The following is a 19,400-nucleotide window of genomic DNA, read 5'->3' as shown; positions in this document are numbered from 1 at the left end:
GTTGTAGGAGTCCTCCAGGACCATGCAGTCCGAGGGCGCCGCGCCGAGCTCCGAGGCGGCCTTCAGGAAGATGTCCGGCTCGGGCTTGCTCCGCGCCACGCGGTCTCCGGTCACGACCGCGTCGAACGGATGATCCAGGTCGGCGTGCGCCATGTAGAAATCGACGAAGCGGCGCTCGCTGGAGGTGGCGATGGCGGTCTTCAGCCCGTTCGACCTCAGCCAGGAGAGCAGTTCCCTGAGCCCCGGCTTCTCGGGCATCCCATTTTGCTCGATGTGCGCGAACGACCACGCCACCCGGTCTGCCCGCACGGCGTCGAAGTCGAATCCGGGTCCGAAGTGCTCGGTCATCAGGCGGCGCGTCACGGCGAGGTTGGCCCCGATGTGGCCGTATATGACCTCCTCCGTCATCTCGTACCCGTGCCGCCTGCCCGCCTCGACCCAGCCCCGCATGTTCAGGGACTCCGTGTCGAACATCAGGCCGTCCATATCAAAGATAACCGCAGAGACCAATCGCCTCAGCCCGCCTTTCCGCTTGAAGGTGCGAATTGAAGGTACGAAAGAAGGGGCCCGGAAGGTCCGGGCCCTCTCCCCCAAGCCTATGCATTAATATGGGGGCTTCGCCCCCATACCCCCACGCCGCTATCAGGATAGCGGCGGCCCCGGCAAGCTTTTTCCTCAAAACAGGCAAGCTGGGGTACCACCGGGAGGCTTCATGGATTAAAGCAGCGTGTCCTTAATTATAGCGTGCCCGGTCCGCCAGCCCGGCCTCTCAGCTCTTGTACGCCTCGGGGATCGAATGGAAGTCCTTATCCCCGCGCCCCGAAAGGTTGACCAGGACCGTCTCGTCCCTGCCGAGCGTGGGCAGGAGGCGCAGCGCCCAGGCCAGAGCGTGACTGCTCTCCAGCGCGGGAAGGATGCCCTCCCGGCGGCAGAGCGTCCGAAACGCGGAGAGCGCCTCCTCGTCGGTCACCCTCTCGTAGCGGGCCCGTCCCTCATCCTTCAGCCAGGCGTGTTCCGGCCCGACGCCGGGATAGTCGAGCCCCGCGGATATCGAGTAGACGGGGGCGGCCTCCCCGGCTGCGTCCGTCAGGACATAGCTCCTGAAGCCGTGGAAGACCTTGGGCGTCCCGAAGCTGAGCGTCGCCGCGTGATCTCCCAGTTTGTCCGTCCCCCGCCCGGCGGGCTCCACGCCAACCAGGCGGACCTCCGCATCGTCGAGGAAGGCCGAGAAGAGCCCGATGGCGTTGCTGCCCCCTCCGACGCAGGCAACGGCGTAGTCCGGCAGGCGCCCCTCGCGCTCCAGAAACTGCTCCCGCGCCTCGCGCCCGATGACGCTCTGGAACTCCCGCACGATGGAGGGATACGGGTGCGGCCCGACGGCCGAGCCCAGAAGGTAGAAGGTATCCGGCTCCTCGACGTAGACGGCCAGGGCCTTGTCCACCGCCTCCCTGAGGGTCTGCTGCCCGTCCGTCACCGCCACGACGTGGGTCCCCATGGCCCGCATCCGCTCGACGTTGGGCCCCTGCCGCTCCATGTCCAGGGCCCCCATGTACACCGTGCAGTCCATCCCGAAGAGCGCGGCGGCCATGGCCGAGGCCGTACCGTGCATTCCCGCGCCCGTCTCCGCGATGATGCGCTTCGCCCCCATGCGCTTGGCCAGCAGGATCTGACCGATGCAGTTGTTGATCTTGTGCGCGCCGCCGTGGTTCAGGTCCTCCCGTTTCAGGAAGAGCCGTCCCCCTCCCAGGTCCTTGGAGATGTTGCGGCACTCCGTCAGCGCCGAGGGACGCCCCACGTAATTCCTCAGGAGCTCCAGGTACTCCTCGTGAAACGCCTTGTCCGCCATCGCGTCCCGGAAGGCCGCGTCCAAATCGTCCAGGCGCTTCTTCAATGCCTCGGGGATGAACTGCCCGCCGTATTCTCCAAAAAATCCCGTGACCATCGCTTTCTTTTCGCCTTCGTTCGCCATTGTAATCTCCTCCTTGGGAATTCAAAATCCGCAATGAAAAAAGCCCGGGGTCCGAATACCGGCCTCCGGGCTTCAACGCTCTGTTGTCCAATAAAAAAAGGCCGGAGGGTATTCCATTTCCCCTCCGGCCCTTAAGCACTCTCTCGACTTCCGAGGCACGCGGACAGAGGGCAGCTCAGGGCTGCCACCACCACATCCCGCCGTTCCGAACCCGTGCCGCGCTCTCCCCGTTCATGATTCCCATGGCTCTTGTCCTCGCTCTCCTGTCCTCCCCCACAAGAGGGGGCGGAACTTGGCGAATAAAATAGCACCCCTGCGGCAGGGTGTCAAGAGCCCGGGAGAGGTTCGGCGGGGAAACGCCCTCACGGCGTTTACGGCCCCGTTCGCGCCGACGGGGCGGCGTCGGCCGGGTCCGCGTCTCCATAGGCCTCGTCCAGGAGGGAGCCGTCGTCGATGGAGGCCCCCAGTTCCCGCGCGTCCAGCCGCTTCACGATCCTGCCTCCGGACAGGACCAGGGCGACATCGGCCAGCCTCCGGGCCTGCCTCAGGTTATGGGAGACCAGGATGACGGAACGGCGTCCCCGAAAGGACAGGATCAGCTCCTCTATCCTGAGGGCCGCGTCCCGGTCCAGCGAGGCGGTCGGCTCGTCCAGCAGGAGCAGCTCCGGGTCGAGGGCCAGGGCGCGGGCGAGGCAGAGCCGCTGCTGCTGGCCCCCGGACAGGGTGGACGCCGGGGAATCCAGCCGGTCCGCGACCTCCTCCCAGAGCCCGACCTCCTGGAGGCGCTCCCTGAGGATCTCCTCGAGCCTGTCGCGGGAAAGGTCTCCGGCCAGCGACACGGGGAGCGTGACGTTCCTGCGGATGCTCATGGGCAAGGGGTTGGGCGTCTGGAAGACCATCCCCGCAGCGCGGCGCAGCCGGGAGACGGAGGGTGCGTTCGGGCCCGCCGTCGGCCTCAGAATCCCGCCGAGCGAGACCCGGACGTCCCCCGAGCTCTCGCAGCCCTCGAAGCACTCGTTCAGCCGGTTCAAGGCCCTGAGGAACGTGGTCTTTCCGGACCCCGAGCGCCCCAGCAGAACCGTGATCCTCAGGGCGGGGAAATCCGCGTCGATGCCGTGAAGGACCCGACGCCCCCCAAAGGAGACGTCGAGGGACCGGACGGAAGCGCAGAGAGGGGCTCCGTCCCCGGACGGTACAGGCAAGGCGAATGCCTCCTTTCTCACGATACCCCCCGGTCTCACGATGCCCCGCCCCGGCGCCATCGCCTCTCCAGCCTTCGCTGCAGGCAATACGCGGCAAGCGACAGGAGGGCCGACAGCGCCAGCAGGACGAGGGCCGTTCCGAAGGCCCGGGCGAGCTCGTCCTGGTCCGCGTACTGTGCGGCCGTGTAGTAGATTCGGAAGGACAGGGCCTCGAACTTGGCCGTGAGCCCGGAGGGGAGCCCCGCGTTCGCGACGGCGCCGGTGAGCATGATGACGGCGGTGTCCTCCACGGTGCGCCCCATCGCCAGGATCACGCCGCCGAGGATGCCGGGCGAGGCTGCGGGAACCAGAAGGTGCCGCAGCGCCTGATCCCGGGACAGCCCCAGGGCGGCGGCATCGATGTAAAGGCGCTCCGGAAGGGCCTCCAGGGCCGATTGAGTGGCCGTGACCAGGGTGGGCAGGACCAGGATGGCCAGGCAGACGGACGCGAGCAGCAGGCAGGTCGTTCCAAGGGGCAGCAGCGTGCGCCGAAGGGAGAGGATCAGGACGAACCCAAAGAGCCCCATCACGATGGAGGGGATCCCCGCAAGGACGTCGACGGCCGTCTCGAGAGCCTGTTTTTTCCGGGGCGGGGCGTAGCAGGCCAGGTAGATTCCGCAGCCGATCCCCGGGACGAGCGCCAGCGCCATGGTCACGGCCAGCAGGGACAGCGTGCCGAGCATGGCCGGCCAGATACCGTCCCAAACGGGTTTCAGCGCCAGGATGGCCTCCATCGGAGGGGTGCTGCCGAAGAGGAGGGCGGGACCCAGTGTCGGGACGCCGCGCGCCAGGAGGAAGGACAGCAATCCCCCCAATGCGGCGCAGACGGCGATGGCCGACCCCCAGCTCAGGGCCCGGAGCCCCGCCTCCCGAACCCTCACGAGGACCTCCTCCCGCCCAGGTTCCGGGCCAGAAGGCTGACGCAGACGGAGCCGATCAGGAGCAGTCCCCCGGCCAGCAGCAGGGAGAGGTGCTCCCCGCCCCCCATGTCCGAGGAGAGCACCAGCCCGATATGGGCCGTCAGGCTGCGCATGGAGTCGAGGGGGGAACGGGCGAACTGGACGGCGTTCCCGGCCAGCATGGTGGGGAGCAGGGTGTCCCCTAGGGCCCGGCCGAAGCCCAGAACGGCCGCGGTCAGGAGGGCGCGCCGGGACCCCGGGATCGCCACCCGGGCGAGATGCTGCAGGGGCGTCATCCCCAGCGCCGAGGCCGTCAGGGCCGTCTCGGCACTTCGGGAGCGCATGGCGCCATCCATGACGAGCGTCATGGTCGGGACGCCCTGCAGGGCAAGCATCGAGGCCGCCGCCAGCCAGCAGAACCCCGTTCCCCCCAGCGCGCCGCGGATGACCGGGACCAGCACGAACGTGGCGGTGAAACCGTAGACGACGGTCGGGACCGCGGTCATGAAGCGCAGGATGCCCATGAGGAATCGGGCGGCGGGGCGCGGCGCGGCCCCCCGGAGCATGCAGCAGCACCCCAGGGAGAGCAGCCACCCCGCACCGAGCGAGGAGAGGGCCAGCAGAAACGAGGCGTGAATCATGGCCGCGATGCCGAAACGGCCGGCACGGGGGTCCCACACCGGCCCGAACAGAAAGAGCCCCTGCCCCGCCCTCAGGGCGTCCAGCGCCGAGAACAGGATGAAGGCGAAGACGGTCGAGAGCACACTCCCCACGAAACAGGCCAGGACGCGCAGCCAGAGGGGGGCCGAGTGCGAAGGGCGCATGGACTCGGGGCCGTCCTCAGTTCTTGGGCTTGGGGACGGGGATGTAGCCGCTCTCCTCGATGATCTTCGCGCCGTCCGGGCTGTAGATGTAGTCGATGAAGGCCGCAGTCAGGCCCGTCGGGGCTCCCTTGGTGTTCATGTAAAGGTCGCGCACGACCTTGTAGGCCCCAGATGCGGCGTTCTCCTGCGTCGGCAGCGCGCCCTCCAGGGCGACCCCGGCGATGGAGGCGTCCAGGTGTCCGATGCCCACGTAGCCGATGGCCCGCCTGTCCTGAGCGATGGCCGTCTTCATCGCGCCGTTGGAGCTGACGACGTTGACCGACGGGGAGAGCTGCGCCTTGCCGAGCAGCTTGTCGGTGAAGGTCTCGCGGGTCCCGCTGCCGTCCTCACGGCCGTAGAGGTCGATCGCCCCGGGCTCCCCGCCGAGCTCCTTCCAGTCCGTAACCTTGCCCGAGTAGATGTCCATGATCTGCTCCCCGGAGAGGCTCTTGACGGGATTGTCGGGATGGACCGCGACGGCCACTCCGTCGATGGCGAAGGGGAAGGTCACCAGTCCATACTTTGCAATCTCCTCGTCCTTCAGGGGACGTCCGGTGTTTCCGATGGCCGCAAGGCCCTCCCCCACCTGCTTGACGCCGACGCCCGAGCCGCCCCCCGCGACGGAGATTCGGATGTCGGGGTAGGCGGACATGATGTTCTGCGCCGCCTTTTTCATGACGGGGATGTGGGCGGTGCCGCCCGCGATGTCCAGGGTCCCCGAGAGTCCCTTGAACGCGTCGAGGGGCTCGGCAAGGGCCGATGCCGCAGAAAGGGAAAGGGTCAGCAGAGCTGCCGTCAACAGTTTTTTCATCATGGTCTTCATTTTGAAGGCTCCTTCCGTTCAACGATTTTCCGAGTATGTTCACGATCCGAGGATTTCGAGGATGAATAGAGGATGGAGGCGAGTGCAACGTGCTCCGCATCCGGAGCACGGGCGGACGGGCCTCCGCACGAATGCGGGGGAGCCCGGTTCGGTCGGGTCCGCCCTTGCGGGCGACGGCGCCAAAGCTCCCGCCGGTCGAGTCGAGGCTCCGGCGAGGCTCGCCGGGGTCATGCGCCGGCGCGGCGGCGGAGGTGGAACGGAGCGGAGGGGGCCGACGGCGGCAGGGACGGACTCCGGGGATTCGAACATGCATCCCGTGCATCTTCGCCGATCGCGTCCCGTCATGCAAAGCCGGCCATCGAAAAAACCTCCTTACTCGTAAAATACACTGCCTTGCTCGTCAAATACGCTGCCTTACCCGTGAAATACGCTGCGGCATGCGCGCGCCCATTATAGCACCCGGCGGACCGGGAGCCCCCCTTCTTCCGGGGGCTTCGTGTACAATGGTCCCGATATCGCGGGGGGCCTCCAAAAGGAGAGGCCCGCATGGGACGGAAAAGGGCTTGGGATGGGAAAGGAAGCGATCGGCGTGAAAATCGGTTTCATCGGTCTGGGCGTCATGGGCAGGCCCATGGCGAGCAACCTGCTGAAGGGCGGGCGGTCCGTGACCGTCTTCAACCGTTCCCGGGCTGCGGTCGCCGCACTCGCTCAGGACGGGGCGGAGGTGGGGCGATCGCCGCGCGACGTGGCCGAGCGCTGCGATGTCGTCATCACGATGCTCCCGGACTCGCCGGACGTCCGGTCGGTCCTCTGCGGTCCGGACGGCATTCTGGAGGGGCTGACCCCGGGGAAGGTCGTCGTGGACATGAGCTCCATCGACCCCGTCGCCGCCCGCGAGCTCTGCGCCCTCGTCGAGGAGCGCGGCTGCGGCATGCTGGACGCCCCCGTGAGCGGAGGGCAGGAGAAGGCGGAGAAGGGGAACCTGTCCATCATGGTCGGGGGCAGGGAGGAGGTCTACGAGCGCGTCCGGGACGTCCTGGACCTGATGGGCAAGAGCCTCCATGTCGGCCCGAGCGGGGCGGGACAGGTGACGAAGCTCGTAAACCAGACGATCGTCGCGGCGAACATCGCGGCGGTGGCGGAGGGGCTGGCCTTTGCCAAACGGGCCGGCGCCGACCCGGAGCGGGTGTTCCGGGCCATCCGGGGCGGGCTGGCCGGCAGCCAGTGCCTGGAGGACAAGGCGCCCCGAATGCTGGAGGGGCGCTACGAGCCGGGGTTCCGCATCGAACTGCACGTGAAGGACCTGAACAACGCGCTGGCGGCCGGGCGGGGACTGCACGTCTCCATGCCCCTGGCTTCGCAGGTGATGGAGATGATGCAGAACCTCATGGCGCGCGGCTGCGGCCCGCTCGACCATGGAGCCCTGGGCAGATACTACGAGCTGCTGAACGGCGTGTCGCTGAAGGAGGAGTGACGCCCCTCCTCCCGCAGGGTGCCCGGAAACGAGGACGGGAAGGAAACGCACTGCCGGCGTTCCTCCCCGTCCTCGTTTCAAACCTAGCCTCGCCGCACAGCCGGGCCGATCGTTTCGTTCAGATCGTTTCGTTCACTCCACCCTCTTCAGCAGGCCCTCGAGGGCGGAAACGGCCTTGTCCAGGGAATAGGCCAGCTGCAGGCAGGTGAGCATCAGACGCTCCTCCTGGTTGATCCCCTTTGCCGGAGAATCGCTGGCGGCCGCGACCAGCGACTCGATGCGCTCCACCGCTCCGGGATCCAGAGCGGTCTCAACGCTGTAGTTTCTCTTCCCGATCGTGATCCGGATATTCCTGGAGGCACACACCGGAGCTCAACCCCGCCATCTTTCCCTGACGAGGTCGATCAGGCGTTCGTTCAGGTTCCGCAGCTTCGCCTCGATCTCCGCCCCGACGCGTTCCGCGCACAGGACCTCCTCGCCCGCGGCCTCGAGAGATCGCTGCATCTCCTGCCTGACCCTCACGCACTCCTCGTCGCGCTCGGCGGCATGGGCAGCGAGGCGACGGACCTCTCTCCTGAGGTCGTCCCGCTCCTGGATCAGCACGTCGATCCTCTCACCAAGCCGATCGATCAGGGTATCGATACTTCTCGGCTCCACCAAGCCCATCCCTCCTCCGCCCCCCGCTCCGCCCGGACGGGCCGGGCGCGGCCGGACCACCCCGGACCGCCCCCGTCCGCATCCCTGACGCACCTAGCGCATATTGTACCCTTTTTGGACCAGGGTGTCCCGCACCAGGCCGTGAACCCGCTCGACCTCCTCGTCGTTGAGGGTCCGGTCGGGCGCGCGGTAGGAGAGCGAGAAGGCGAGGCTTCGGAACCCCTCGGGGATCCCCTTGCCCTCGTAGACGTCGAAGAGCCTCAGCTCGTCCAGAATATCCCACCCCGCCGCGCCGCGCGCCGCCGCGCGGATGTCGGACGCCGCCTCGTCCTGGGTCCGTTCCGCCGGCGCCAGCATCGAGATGTCCCGGAGCGAGGCCGGGAACGCGCTTGCAGGACGAAGCACGGGCCGACAGTTCCCTCGGAGCTCCTCGAGCTCCGAAAGCCTCAGCTCGAAGAGGACGACGGCCCCGCCCCCCAGGCCCAGCTCCTGCTCCAGGACGGGCTTGAGACGAGCCAGCCACCCCAGGGACCGGACGCTCCCGTCCGGGGCCGCGGCCCGGATCTCGGCGGTCTGCCCCCCGTGCCCGAAGGGCTGCCGACCGGCGACGAACCGCGGGGTCAGCCCCCGTCCCTCCAGCAGCGCGGCGACGTCGGCCTTGACGCTGTAGAAGTCCTCCCCCTGTCCCTTCCAGGGCGTCCGAGGATCCGTCCCGTCGAAGACGAGGCCCGCGACGGCATCGTGCTCGACGTGCGTGGACGCGCCGGGCGCGGTCCTCAGGAAGACGCGCCCCTGTTCGAAGAGCCGAACGGCCCCGCGCCAACCGGAGGCGGCGCTGGTTCTGAGCCCGTTCAGCAGGCCGGGGACCAGCGTGGTCCGCATGGCGATCTGGTCCTGGCTGATCGGGTTCGCCAGCGTCAGGGGATGGGCCCTCGGATCGTCCTCCGGCAGCAGCAGGGCGCCGGGGAAATTCTCCGGAAGGAAGCTGTAGGTCACCGCCTCCACGTAACCGCGCGCGACGAGGCAGGAGCGCACGAGGGCCGACAGGCGCATCGGCTCACCCCTGTCCCCGCCGCGGGGCGGCTCGCCCGGCAGACGCCCGGGGGCGTCGTTGTAGCCGCGGAAACGCCCGACCTCCTCAATCAGGTCCTCCTCGATCGTGATGTCCGGACGCCAGGTCGGCGGCACGAAGGTCCGCGCCTCGTCCGTCCCGTCCCCGCCCCGTATCCCGAACCCCTCCAGGATGGCGGCGGAGGCGTCCATGTCGCCCCAATCCAGATAAGTCTGAAGTTTTTTCTTCGTCAGGGTCACGGGTTTGGGCTTTGGAAAATCGTTGGACGCGGAGCGCACGCGGTAGCCGATCTCCGCGCCGCTCCAATCGCGCATCAGCTCGAGCGCCAGGGAGAGGGCGCGCACGCTGAGGGTCGGGTCCACGGTGCGGGCGAAGCGGAACGCCGCCTCGGAGGCGATGCCCAGCCGCCGTGCCGTGTGCCCCACGCGCAGCGGGGAGAAGGAGGCGCTCTCCAGCACCACGGTCCGGGTGTCGCCCCGGATCTCCGTGCGGTCCCCGCCCATGACCCCGGCGATGGCGATGGGCTCGCCGCCGCTCGTGATCAGCATGTCCCTTTCCGTCAGGACGCGCTCGCGCCCGTCCAGCGTCGTCATGCGCTCGCCGTCCCCGGCCGCCCTCACGGTGATCTCCCGCGCGGGCAGGGTGTTCAGGTCGAACGCGTGCAGGGGCTGACCCAGCACCAGCATGACGTAGTTGGTCGCGTCCACGATGTTCGAGATGGGCCTCATGCCCATGTGCGCCAGCGCCACGCGGACCGCCAGGGGCGAGGGCCCCATCGCGACGCCCGTCGCCAGGCCCAGGTGGTAGCAGAGGCACCCGGGGTCGGGCAGGGATATCGCCCCGAACTGCTGCGCGTCCGGCCAGTCCCGGTCATCTCCGGATGCTTGGCCCTCCAGGCACCGGGGCGCGTTCAGTTTCGCGTCGGGGAAGAGGCCCCGAAGCTCCCGGGCGATGCCCCAGATGCTCAGGAGGTCGCCCCGGTTCGGGGTGACGGAGACGTCCAGGATGGTGTCCGAGAGCCCGTAGAGCGCGCGGGCCTCCGTCCCGACGGGCGCGTCCTCGGGCAGGATCAGGATGCCGTCCGAGTCGTCGGCTTCAGGGACCCCCAGCTCGGCCGCGGAGAGCATCATCCCCGCGCTCTCCAGGCCGTAGAAGTCCCGGATGCCCAGCTCCGTGCCGTCGGGCAGCGTCGAGCCCGGCGGCGCGTAGAACACGCGGTCCCCGGCCCTCACGTTTTCCGCGTTGGTGACGCAGACGGACTCGCCGCGGCCGGTGTCCAGGCGCGCGACGAGCAGCTTCTCCTTCGCGGGGTGCGGCGTCAGCGACAGGACGCGGGAGGCGACGACGCCCCTCAGGTTCCGGGCCTTGTATTCCAGGCCCTCGACCTCGGCCCCCGCCATCGTCAGCCGCTCGGCGGCCTCCTCGGGGCCCGCGGAGAGGGTGATGAAGTCCTTCAGCAGATTCCAGGATACGAGCATTTAAGCGTCCCTCCCATTTAAGCGTCCCTTCCCGACAGAAAGTAGGAGACGTCGCCGTCGAACAGCAGGCGCAGGTCGTTGATGCCGTACTTGAGCATCGCCATGCGGTCGAGCCCCATGCCGAACGCGAAGCCGTTGTACCTCTCCGGGTCGATGCCCCCGGCCCGGACGACCGACGGATGCACCATCCCCATCCCGCAGACCTCGAGCCAGCCCGTCCCCTTGCAGACCCGGCAGCGGGCGTTGGCCCCGCCGCACTCCACACACTCGATGTCCAGCTCCATCGAGGGCTCCGTGAAGGGAAAGTAGCTGGCGCGGAAGCGGTTCTTCAGGCTCCGGCCGAAGAAGGCGTCCATCAGGCCGCTCAGCGTGCCCTTCAGGACCGGGAAGGACACGTCTTTGTCGATCATCAGGCCCTCGATCTGGTTGAACATCGGGGAATGCGTGGGATCGTTGTCCCGCCGGTACACCTTCCCGGGGCAGACGATCCGCAGCGGCGCGCCGTACTTCAGCATCGAGCGCACCTGCACGGGCGACGTGTGCGTGCGCAGCAGGGTCCCGTCCGGGAAATAGAAGGTGTCCTGCATGTCGCGGGCCGGGTGCCAGGAGGGCATGTTCAGGCTCTCGAAGTTGTAGAGCTCCTCCTCCTTCTCGGGCCCCAGGGCGACGGAGTACCCCATCCCCTGCAGGATCTCCACGATCTCGTGCATCGTCTGGGCCACGGGGTGGAAGGACCCGCCGCAGCGGCCCTTCGCGGGCAGCGTCACGTCGATGCGCTCCCCGGCCTCGCGCGCCTCGTTCTCCCGCGCGCGAAGCTCGCGTCCCTTGGCCTCGATCGTCCGCTCCATCTCGTCCCGGAGGGCGTTCAGCTGCTCGCCGGCCGCGGGACGCTCCTCGGGGCTCAGCTTCCCCAGCGACTTCAGCAGAACGGTCAGCGCGCCCTTCTTCCCCAGGTTGCGCACCCGCAGCTCGCCGAGCGCCTCCGTGGAGTCAACGGAGGACAGCGCCTCGCCAAACGAGGCCCGCACCTCCCTCATTCCCTCAATCAACGCATTCAACCGCCTCTGCCTCCCTTCCTCGTAAAAAATTCAGGGGCGGAGCGGAGCGCCGGGCTCCGACCGCCCCCATACAGCCTTCATCCACCTTCATCCCGGGACACGGGGCCATCGACCCCGGCCCCCCGGATGGAAAATGGAAATATGGAAAAAATTGCCTGGTACTACTGCCCCAGAGCGGACCGGGCCTGCCCCATGAGGCTGCGGAACGCCTCCATGTCGTGGATGGCCAGCTCGGAGAGCATCTTGCGGTTCATGACGACCCCGGCCCTCTTCAAGCCATTCATGAACGCGCTGTAGCTCATCCCCTCGGAACGGGTCGCCGCGCTGATGCGCGTGATCCAGAGGCGGCGGAAGTCGCGCTTCTTGCGCTTGCGGTCCCCGTAGGCACGGGACAGCGCCGCGAGATAGGCCTCCCTGGCCCGCCGATAGACGTTCTTGTGCTGTCCCCAGTAGCCCCGGGTGATGGAAAAAAGCTTCTTTCTCTTCTTATTGCTTGCCGATGCACCCTTGACGCGCATGGTTCAATCATCCTCCCCCAAAAATCCCGAACGGACCCGACGCGCTAGGCGTAGGGCAGCATCCTGTTCATCTGCTCCATCAGGGTGTCGCTGACATAGCCCGACTTGCGCAGGGAGCGAAGACGCTTGGAGCCCTTGTGAACCATGATGTGCCTGCGGCCGACCTTGCGGTAGGACAGCTTGCCGGTCGCAGTGCGGCTGAACCTCTTCTTGGCACCGGAGTGCGATTTCAGTTTGGGCATGAAACATTTCTCCTTTTCCGTACACGGGGAACGCGTTCCCCGAAAAATTTGCGCTAAAAATTAACATGGAGGCTTCGCCCCCACGCCGCTATACGATAGCGGCGGCCCCGGCAAGTTCCCTCCTCAAAGACGGCAAACTGGGGTACCACATAAGCAAACCGCCAACGAGCGGAAGCGAGTTGAGCGGGTCGCTTAGGGGCTTCATCAGGGAGGCTTCGTGGATTAAATCAGTGTTTCCCTCGTCCCGGCCCCTCAGGCCCCTTCGGCGACAGCCGGGGCCGGAGCCTCGGGATTCGGGCCGGACGCGGCCTTTCTGGGCGCGGATTCGGCCCCATCCTTGGGCGCGGCCGGCTTTGCGGACTGAGGTACGGGGGTGACCATCATGCGCATGTAGCGCCCCTCCATCCGAGGGCTGCCCTCCGCCTTGCCCAGAGCGCCGCACTCCGCCATGACGCGGTTCAGGACCTCCTCGCCGCGGGAGAGGAAGGCCATTTCCCGTCCTCTGAAGAAGACGGAGACCTTGACGCGGTGCCCCTCCTCGAGGAAGTTCCGGATCGCCTTCACCTTGAAGTTGAAGTCGTGCTCGTCGATCTTGGGGCGCATTTTGATCTCCTTGAGGGTCTGGACCTTCTGCTTCTTGCGGGCGTCCTTCTCCTTCTTCTGGAGCTGGTAGCGATACTTGCCGTAATCCATAATCCGGCAAACGGGCGGCTTGGCCAGGGGAGCGACCTCCACCAGGTCCAGCGTCCGCTCCTCGGCCATCCGGACGGCCTCAGCCGTGTCGATCTGTCCGACCTTCACCCCGTTCTCGTCCACCAACAACACCTGCGGCGCAGTGATCTCCTGATTGACCCTCGGCGCATCCTCTTCAGTCCTGGGGAATATAACGCCTCACCTCCATAGAGATAGATAAAAAATCGGGGCCGGCCCCCTAGGCCGCCCCGACAATCTGCGCTTCACACGTCTCCCCTGCCATCGTACCATTGGAGGGAGATGCTTTGCACAATCTCGCACGGCCCGGCAACAGCCTCCACCGACGGAAGGCGCCGCATCGGGCGAGAGGGGGCAGCCTCTGCTTGACTCGCGACATACCGTGGAACTATAACACATTTCGTCCCGCCGGACAAGCGGACAGGACTTCCGAATGCGGGACAGCGTGTTAAAATAGGCGCGGGACCGCATGCGAGCCCTACGGGATACCGTCCCGACGGACCTTTCGCGGCCCCGCGGACCGGTTTTCGGACCCGATTTCCCGAACATCCCGACGAACGATCAAGGAGGTCCCGTTCATCATGATATTCAAAGGCAGTTTCCCGACGTTGCCGGTGGTGCTCCTCGCAGGAGTCCTCGTGCTCCTCGCCCGTCCCTGCGCGGCGGACATCCCGGCGGTCCATTCCGTGGACGTCTATCCCAGGGGCGCGCGGTTCGTCTTCGAGCTCACCCCCACCGAGGACTCCTTCCGATTCGAGCTCCCCGGCGCCTTCGACGCCGCGAGCGTCCGCCTCCTGAACCTCACGGGGGTCTCGGACCTCCAGGTGATCGAGCAGGGGCGCAAGGGCTGGATCCCCCCCTCCCTCGCCCCCCTGAAGGAGCGGACGGACGCCCAGGCCAAGGCCGTCGCCCTTCTGAAGGCGAAGGCGGCCTCCCTGGAGCAGACCCGCGCGATGCTGAACGTGAGCAGCGCTCAGGTCAACGGGACCGAGAGCAAGGACCTGATCCACTACATGGAGGACGCTCAGGCCCTCCGACTGAAGGTCGAGAACGACCTGGCGGACCTGACGGAGACCCTGAGCCTGGAGACGGAGGAGCTGGAGCGCCTGAAGGCGGAGCTCGAGTCCCGGAGCCCTCAGCGGTCCGACCAGATCGTGCAGGTCAGCGGGCGCACGAACGCACGCCAGCCGCTGCTCTTTGAGGCCCGCACGGACGCCGCCCGCTGGGGGCTGCGGTACGTCATGGACCTGAACAGCGCGACGGGAGCCATCGACGTCCACATGTTCGCGTCCGCCGCGCAGGGGACGGGGCTCGACTACTCGGGGGACCTGACCTTCCACTCCAGGCAGCCGGAGGACTCGGTCTCGCCGCCCGCGATGGATCCCCTTCGGGTCGCCTTGCGTCCGAAGCATCCGATACCGGTCAGGAGCCCCGCGGCTTTGGGTTTGACCTCTGCAGCCGCCCCCAGCGCCCTTGCCAAAGCGATGCCCGAGAGAGCGTCAAACACGATGGACGATCAGGGCGATGAGGCCGTGGAGTTCGGTGCGGGGCTTCCCGTGATCGCTTCCACCCTCTCGAACGTGGCCGTCCTGGGCCGGGGGACGCTCGAGGGGGACGGCACGCCCTCGGACGTGGCGCTCGGCGCCCTGTCGCTCAAGAGCACGCCCCTTCTGGTCCTGATCCCCGAGCAGCGCTCCACGGGCTGGATCGTCGCCAGCATGGACGCCATCACCACGCCCCTGATGCCGGGGCGTGCGGAGCTGCGCGTGGACGGCCGTCCGTCCGGCTCCACCCAGGTGCCGGAGTACGGGCTGGGGCAGAGCCGGCTTCCCTTCGGCTCGGCCTCGCGGCTCAGCGCGAAAAAGACCCCGCTGGTGGAGAGCACGGGCAGCTCCTGGCTGGGGGGATCGGGCGTCTTCAAGAGCGGCTACACGCTGGAGGTGTCCAGCGGCATGGACTCGGAGCAGGAGGTCACCGTCCGGGACCGGCTTCCGATCCCGGTGGACGAGAAGATCAAGCTGGAGGTCCTCAAAATCGATCCCGAGCCCACGGAGCGCGACGCGGAGAATCGCCTGTCGTGGAAACTGTCCGTCAAGCCCGGCGAGATCCGGAAGATCGTCGTGGAGTACACCCTGAGCTACCCCTCCGGAGAGACCCTGGAATACCGTTAGCACCATGGAACGTCCCGTCAGCCTCATGAAGTGGCTTTTCCTGCCGCCCGTCGTGGCGATCCCGACGATCCTCATCGTCCGTTCCCTGGGCTCTCCCGCGGCGTCGGGCCCGGTGGACGCGTCGCTCTGGGGCCTGACGGGGCTCCTGTTCGTCGTCCTGACCGCGCTCTACGCCCTGTTCATCCTCCAGGGCGCCAAAGGGGGCTACATCCCGGTCCAGCTCATCGCACAGGGGATGCTGCTCTGTCCCCTGTCCGTCAGCTTCGGGGCCCGGCTCCAGTGGGTGGGCGTGACCATGGCCGTCTGCGGCGCGGTGGTCCTGACGACGCTCTATCACCACCGCCTCCACAGGCCCCTCCCCGAGGCGAGGCTTGAGGAGGGCGTTCGGGACTTCGACCTGCCGGTCCCCTTCGCGGTCACCGACGAGGTCGGCGATATCCTCGCCATCAGCGACGCCCTGCTCGAGATCGCGGGGATCTCCCGGGAGACCGCGCTGGCCTCGAACATCGCGCTGCTCCTCCCCCCGGGGGAGGGGACGGCGATGCTTGGCGAAAAAGCATGGAACGTCCTTCAGCAGCCGATGAAGGAGGGCCGCATCTGCTTCCGGCTCGAACCGAAGGCGTTGTCCGACGCCGCCCCCCAGGCCGATTCCTTTGTCGACCCCCTCACGGGCCTTCATACCCGGGGCTACGCGATGCAGCGCCTGGAGGAGGAGCTGTACCGCATCCGGCGCTACGGACATTTCCTGACGTCGGTCCTGATGCGGCTCACGTTCCCCCCCTCGTCGGACTCGGACCCGTGGGTGGACGATGCCTTCCGCGCCTACTGCCGCGCCGTGCATGTCAGCCTGCGGGCCTCGGACATCGCCTTTTCCCCGGGGCCCCGCGACATCTTCCTGATCCTGATCGACACCGACAACGACGCCGCAGAGGCCGTCGTCGCCAAGCTCGAAACGCTTATGCGCACGCTCTGCACGTCCCACTCCGCGCTCTCCACCGCGGTGATCCTCCGCGTGACGGACTTCGTCAAGGGCGGCCCCGGCGTCCCGAACGCGGAGGACCTCGTGAAGCGGGTTGACGAGAACATGCAGGCCAAGTACACGCTTGGCTCCTGATTCGGAGGTTCCCGTGAGAATTTCCGGGGGCCTCTCCCCGCTGGGCCTGCACATCCTGGACCGCCTCGTCCTGAAGGCGGTCGCCGGTCCCTTCGTCTTCGGGGTGCTGATCTTCACCCTGATCTTCGTGGCGGGCGACCTGCTCTTCCAGGCGGCGAGACTGATCATCGAACAGGGCGTCTCCCTGGGGGTCGTGACGCGCCTCTTCCTCTACCGCCTGCCGGAGGTCGTCGCCATGACCTTCCCCATGTCCTCGCTGCTGAGCGCCCTCCTGGGGATGACCGGCCTGGCCGCGGGCAGCGAGCTGATCGCCCTGAAGTCCCTGGGTATCCCGTTCTCGCGCGTGCTCCGGCCCATCGTCGTCGCGTCGCTCCTCGTCTCGTTGGGGACCCTGGCCTTCAACGAGACCGTGGTGCCCTTCACCTCCATCGCCGCGGACCGGCTGCTCAAGTACGAGGTGATGAAGAACCAGGCCTCCGCGCTTCAGGAGAAGGTCTTCCTGCGCGACGAGAGCGGCGGGGAGCTCCGGCGGGTCCTCTACGTCAACCAGATGGACACGAGGAAGGGAATCCTGAAGGACGTGATGGTGCACGAGTTCGAGGGCGGACGCCTGGTGCGCACCTCCGTGGCGCAGCAGGGGGTCTGGAAGGACGGGCAGTGGTGGATCGAGGACGGCCGCGTCTACGACGTCAACAGCCGGGGCGACATCAACCTGCTCTTCCGCTTCGAGCGGCAGCGGCTCGCGCTGAACCTCTCGCCCGAGCAGATCCAGCGCAGCACGAGGCGCCCGGTGGACATGAGCGCCCACGAGCTGTGGGCCTACATCCGCCAGGCCAGCATGATCGGGTCGGACCTCTCGAAGCTCTGGGTGATGTTTCACCTGAAGCTGGCCGTTCCCTGGGCCTGCGTCATCATGGCGGTCCTGGGCGCGGGGTTCGGCGCGTCGCGTCAGGGCCGGTCCGGCTCGGGGATGGGATTCGGCATCAGCGTCGTCATCGTCTTCGCCTACTACGTCGTGATGTCGATGTGCCGCGCCCTCGGCGAGGCCGGGGCGATCTGGCCCTCGCTGGCCGCGTGGGCCCCCAACCTGGTGTTCATGATCGTGGCGGTCTTCTTCGCGCGCCGGGTGGACCGATGAGCGCACCGGAGGGCCGGATCGTCCTGATCGCCGGGGAGGGCGCGCTGCCCGTGGAGATCGCGAGGCGCCTCCACGAGCGGGGGACCCCTCCCGTCGTCGTCACCCTGAGGGGCGACGACGGGGCGCTCGCCCCATGGTCCGAGGCCGTGGTCCATCTCCGGTTCCCGAGTCTGGGGCGCGTCGTCCGCGAGGCGCGGCGCCGCGGCGCGGAGCGCCTCATCATGGCCGGGCACATCGCCAAGAGGACGATCTACCTCCTGCCCGCCCTCTTCGACCCCCTCACCCGCTCGGTGCTCTCCGCCACGCCGCGGGACGACCATGCGCTTCTGGGGTCGATCGTCGAGGCGTTCGAGCGGGAGGGCATCGCCGTCCTCCCCTACTGGCAGATCCTGCCGGAGTTCCTGGCCCCGGAGGGGCGGCTGGGCTCCCGCGCCCCGACCGAGGCCGAGCTGCAGGATGTCCGATACGGGGCGGAGGTCCTGAGCGTCACGCTGCCCTGTTCCTTCGGCCAGGCGATCGTGGTGGCGGACCGAGCCGTCGTGGCCGTCGAGGCGATGGAGGGGACGGACGCGATGATCGGGCGCTGCGGCGCGCTATCGGGCCGGGGCGTCGTCGTCAAGATGATGCGGTCCGACCAGGACCTGCGCTACGACCTGCCGACCGTCGGGCCCGGGACCATCGAGTCCATGAGGTGCGCGGGGCTGACCTGCCTGGCCGTCGAGGCGGGGCGGACCCTGGTCCTGGAGCCGGAGCGGACGTTCGAAAGCGCCGACGCCTGCGGGATCGCCGTCTGGGGGATACGGTCGTGTCCCTCTTCGTGAGCTGCGGAGAGGTCAGCGGGGATCTCTACGCAGCCGAGCTCGTCCGGGCGCTGCTGAGGCGAAGGCCGGCCCTGAGGGGCCGGATATGGGGCATGATGGGGCCGCGGACGGAGGAGGCCTGCGGGGAGTTCGCGCCGGACCTTCCCCGCTGGAGCTACGAGGAGCTCAAGCTGATGGGCATCACGGAGGTGCTGCCCGCGATCCCGCGCCTCCTCCGGCTGCGGCGCACGATGGTCCGGGCCATCCTGGAGCGGAGCCCGGAGGCCGTCGTGGTGGTCGACAGCCCGGACTTTCACCTGGGCCTGGTATCGAGGCTGCGGCGCGCGGGCTACGGGGGAAAAACCGTCTGTCTGGCGACCCCGACCGTCTGGGCCTGGCGCAGCGGGCGCGTCCGGGCCCTGCGCCGGGACTTCGACCTGTGCCTGCCGCTCTTCTCCTTCGAGCACCGCTACCTGGCCGAGCGGGGCGTGAACTCCCGCTGGGCGGTCCACCCGCTGGTCGAGGGGCTGAAGGGCTGCCGCGCGCCCGAGGCGCTTCGGCGCCGCACCGGGGACGCACGCGTCATCGCGCTCATGCCGGGGAGCCGGCGGTACGACATCCGCTACCACCTGGAACGGCTGATGGGCGCGGCCCGGATCCTGAGGGACGATGGACGGCTTCCGATCTTCTCCATCGCGCCGGGCCTCTCGCCCGCCCTCGCCGCGGAGCTCCGGGAACGCCTCGAGGGGTTCGAGACGTGGGATGGGGAGGGCCGGGAGCTGATGGAGGCCGCGGAGGCCGTCGCGGGGGTCAGCGGGACGGTCGCGGTGGAGGCGATGCTGCTGCGTCGCTACATGGTGGTGATCTACAACGGCAACGCCGTTTCCTGGGCCATAGCGCGCGCGCTGGTACGGATCCCCTACATCTCGATCCCGAACTATCTGGCCGGTCCGCCCGGCACGCCGCTCTACCCGGAGCTGCTCCGGGGCAACGCGCGGCCCGAACGGATCGTCCAGGAGCTGTACCGCTATACCGACGACCCCGCCGTCCGCTCCGAGGCCGACCGCCGCATGGAGGAGGCCCGGGCCGCCATGGGCGCCGGGGATGCCGCCGGGTTTTGGGCGGAGGCTATTTTACCGTAAATCGGCATTGTCCCGACGCCCGGCAGGGAG

General features: G+C 67.9%; 19 protein-coding genes. 6 read left to right on the top strand and 13 right to left on the bottom strand.

From position 1 onward, the window contains the following. From ABLA28_RS01630 to ABLA28_RS01605, 6 genes are all read right to left on the bottom strand, one after another. A partial coding sequence (locus ABLA28_RS01630) for an HAD family phosphatase (RefSeq protein WP_347712237.1) occupies positions 1-510 on the bottom strand: 510 nt, incomplete at its 3' end. 259 nt (positions 511-769) lie between these two features. Further along, positions 770-1,969, bottom strand: a complete 1,200-nt coding sequence (gene trpB / locus ABLA28_RS01625) for a tryptophan synthase subunit beta (RefSeq protein WP_347712236.1) — start codon at positions 1,967-1,969, stop codon at positions 770-772. 371 nt (positions 1,970-2,340) lie between these two features. Then, positions 2,341-3,171, bottom strand: a complete 831-nt coding sequence (locus ABLA28_RS01620) for a phosphate ABC transporter ATP-binding protein (RefSeq protein ID WP_347712235.1) — start codon at positions 3,169-3,171, stop codon at positions 2,341-2,343. Between the two features lie 35 nt (positions 3,172-3,206). Next, entirely contained in the window at positions 3,207-4,091 is an 885-nt protein-coding gene (locus ABLA28_RS01615; RefSeq protein WP_347712234.1) for an ABC transporter permease subunit, read from the bottom strand. Beyond that, the gene (locus ABLA28_RS01610) at positions 4,088-4,933 is read right to left on the bottom strand and encodes an ABC transporter permease subunit (protein ID WP_347712233.1); all 846 of its coding nucleotides are present in this window, start codon (positions 4,931-4,933) and stop codon (positions 4,088-4,090) included. The genes ABLA28_RS01615 and ABLA28_RS01610 overlap by 4 nt, the downstream gene beginning before the upstream one ends. Before the next feature lie 16 nt (positions 4,934-4,949). Beyond that, positions 4,950-5,795, bottom strand: coding sequence for a phosphate ABC transporter substrate-binding protein (locus tag ABLA28_RS01605; protein WP_347712232.1), 846 nt, complete (start codon positions 5,793-5,795; stop codon positions 4,950-4,952). 496 nt (positions 5,796-6,291) lie between these two features. On the opposite strand from ABLA28_RS01605, the gene ABLA28_RS01600 reads away from it, so the two are divergent. Continuing rightward, positions 6,292-7,269 (top strand): 2-hydroxy-3-oxopropionate reductase, encoded by a 978-nt coding sequence (locus ABLA28_RS01600; RefSeq protein WP_347712231.1) that lies wholly within the window; start codon positions 6,292-6,294, stop codon positions 7,267-7,269. A 132-nt stretch (positions 7,270-7,401) separates the two neighbouring features. On the opposite strand, the gene ABLA28_RS01595 is transcribed toward ABLA28_RS01600, so the two are convergent. The 7 genes from ABLA28_RS01595 to infC form a co-directional block, all read right to left on the bottom strand. Further along, entirely contained in the window at positions 7,402-7,635 is a 234-nt protein-coding gene (locus ABLA28_RS01595; RefSeq protein ID WP_299299668.1) for a hypothetical protein, read from the bottom strand. A gap of 6 nt (positions 7,636-7,641) precedes the next feature. Then, the gene (locus ABLA28_RS01590) at positions 7,642-7,929 is read right to left on the bottom strand and encodes a hypothetical protein (protein ID WP_299299667.1); all 288 of its coding nucleotides are present in this window, start codon (positions 7,927-7,929) and stop codon (positions 7,642-7,644) included. Between the two features lie 90 nt (positions 7,930-8,019). Beyond that, a complete protein-coding gene (gene pheT, locus ABLA28_RS01585) occupies positions 8,020-10,476 on the bottom strand; it encodes a phenylalanine--tRNA ligase subunit beta (RefSeq protein WP_347712230.1) in 2,457 nt (818 codons plus the stop codon). A 17-nt stretch (positions 10,477-10,493) separates the two neighbouring features. Next, positions 10,494-11,534, bottom strand: a complete 1,041-nt coding sequence (gene pheS / locus ABLA28_RS01580; protein ID WP_314716969.1) for a phenylalanine--tRNA ligase subunit alpha — start codon at positions 11,532-11,534, stop codon at positions 10,494-10,496. 161 nt (positions 11,535-11,695) lie between these two features. Further along, a complete protein-coding gene (gene rplT, locus ABLA28_RS01575) occupies positions 11,696-12,052 on the bottom strand; it encodes a 50S ribosomal protein L20 (protein WP_314716967.1) in 357 nt (118 codons plus the stop codon). 44 nt (positions 12,053-12,096) lie between these two features. Continuing rightward, the gene (gene rpmI / locus ABLA28_RS01570) at positions 12,097-12,294 is read right to left on the bottom strand and encodes a 50S ribosomal protein L35 (protein WP_299077023.1); all 198 of its coding nucleotides are present in this window, start codon (positions 12,292-12,294) and stop codon (positions 12,097-12,099) included. Positions 12,295-12,546: 252 nt separating this feature from the next. Beyond that, positions 12,547-13,179, bottom strand: a complete 633-nt coding sequence (gene infC / locus ABLA28_RS01565) for a translation initiation factor IF-3 (protein WP_347712238.1) — start codon at positions 13,177-13,179, stop codon at positions 12,547-12,549. A 407-nt stretch (positions 13,180-13,586) separates the two neighbouring features. On the opposite strand from infC, the gene ABLA28_RS01560 reads away from it, so the two are divergent. The 5 genes from ABLA28_RS01560 to ABLA28_RS01540 are packed head-to-tail and all read left to right on the top strand — an operon-like array spanning position 13,587 to position 19,370. Further along, entirely contained in the window at positions 13,587-15,176 is a 1,590-nt protein-coding gene (locus ABLA28_RS01560; protein WP_347712229.1) for a DUF4139 domain-containing protein, read from the top strand. Positions 15,177-15,180: 4 nt separating this feature from the next. Next, on the top strand, positions 15,181-16,290 hold the full coding sequence (locus ABLA28_RS01555) for a diguanylate cyclase (protein WP_347712228.1): 1,110 nt from the start codon (positions 15,181-15,183) through the stop codon (positions 16,288-16,290). A gap of 13 nt (positions 16,291-16,303) precedes the next feature. Next, positions 16,304-17,428, top strand: coding sequence for an LptF/LptG family permease (locus tag ABLA28_RS01550; RefSeq protein WP_347712227.1), 1,125 nt, complete (start codon positions 16,304-16,306; stop codon positions 17,426-17,428). After that, a complete protein-coding gene (gene lpxI, locus ABLA28_RS01545; protein ID WP_347712226.1) occupies positions 17,425-18,249 on the top strand; it encodes a UDP-2,3-diacylglucosamine diphosphatase LpxI in 825 nt (274 codons plus the stop codon). Before ABLA28_RS01550 ends, lpxI begins: the two co-directional genes overlap by 4 nt. Then, positions 18,234-19,370, top strand: coding sequence for a lipid-A-disaccharide synthase (locus tag ABLA28_RS01540; protein ID WP_347712225.1), 1,137 nt, complete (start codon positions 18,234-18,236; stop codon positions 19,368-19,370). Before lpxI ends, ABLA28_RS01540 begins: the two co-directional genes overlap by 16 nt. Positions 19,371-19,400: the final 30 nt, after the last annotated feature.

The organism is uncultured Fretibacterium sp., from assembly GCF_963544685.1.
GTDB lineage: Bacteria > Synergistota > Synergistia > Synergistales > Aminobacteriaceae > CAJPSE01.
The sequence above is the reverse complement of the archived record's forward strand: the minus strand, read 5'-3'. Positions and strand labels throughout refer to the sequence as shown.

Bases quoted from the DNA above. Each gene is read 5' to 3' on its own strand.
- trpB (WP_347712236.1), bottom strand. From the start codon at position 1,969: ATGGCGAACGAAGGCGAAAAGAAAGCGATGGTCACGGGATTTTTTGGA.
- ABLA28_RS01610 (WP_347712233.1), bottom strand. From the start codon at position 4,933: ATGCGCCCTTCGCACTCGGCCCCCCTCTGGCTGCGCGTCCTGGCCTGT.
- ABLA28_RS01605 (WP_347712232.1), bottom strand. From the start codon at position 5,795: ATGAAGACCATGATGAAAAAACTGTTGACGGCAGCTCTGCTGACCCTT.
- pheT (WP_347712230.1), bottom strand. From the start codon at position 10,476: ATGCTCGTATCCTGGAATCTGCTGAAGGACTTCATCACCCTCTCCGCG.
- rplT (WP_314716967.1), bottom strand. From the start codon at position 12,052: ATGCGCGTCAAGGGTGCATCGGCAAGCAATAAGAAGAGAAAGAAGCTT.
- rpmI (WP_299077023.1), bottom strand. From the start codon at position 12,294: ATGCCCAAACTGAAATCGCACTCCGGTGCCAAGAAGAGGTTCAGCCGC.
- ABLA28_RS01560 (WP_347712229.1), top strand. From the start codon at position 13,587: ATGATATTCAAAGGCAGTTTCCCGACGTTGCCGGTGGTGCTCCTCGCA.
- ABLA28_RS01555 (WP_347712228.1), top strand. From the start codon at position 15,181: ATGGAACGTCCCGTCAGCCTCATGAAGTGGCTTTTCCTGCCGCCCGTC.
- lpxI (WP_347712226.1), top strand. From the start codon at position 17,425: ATGAGCGCACCGGAGGGCCGGATCGTCCTGATCGCCGGGGAGGGCGCG.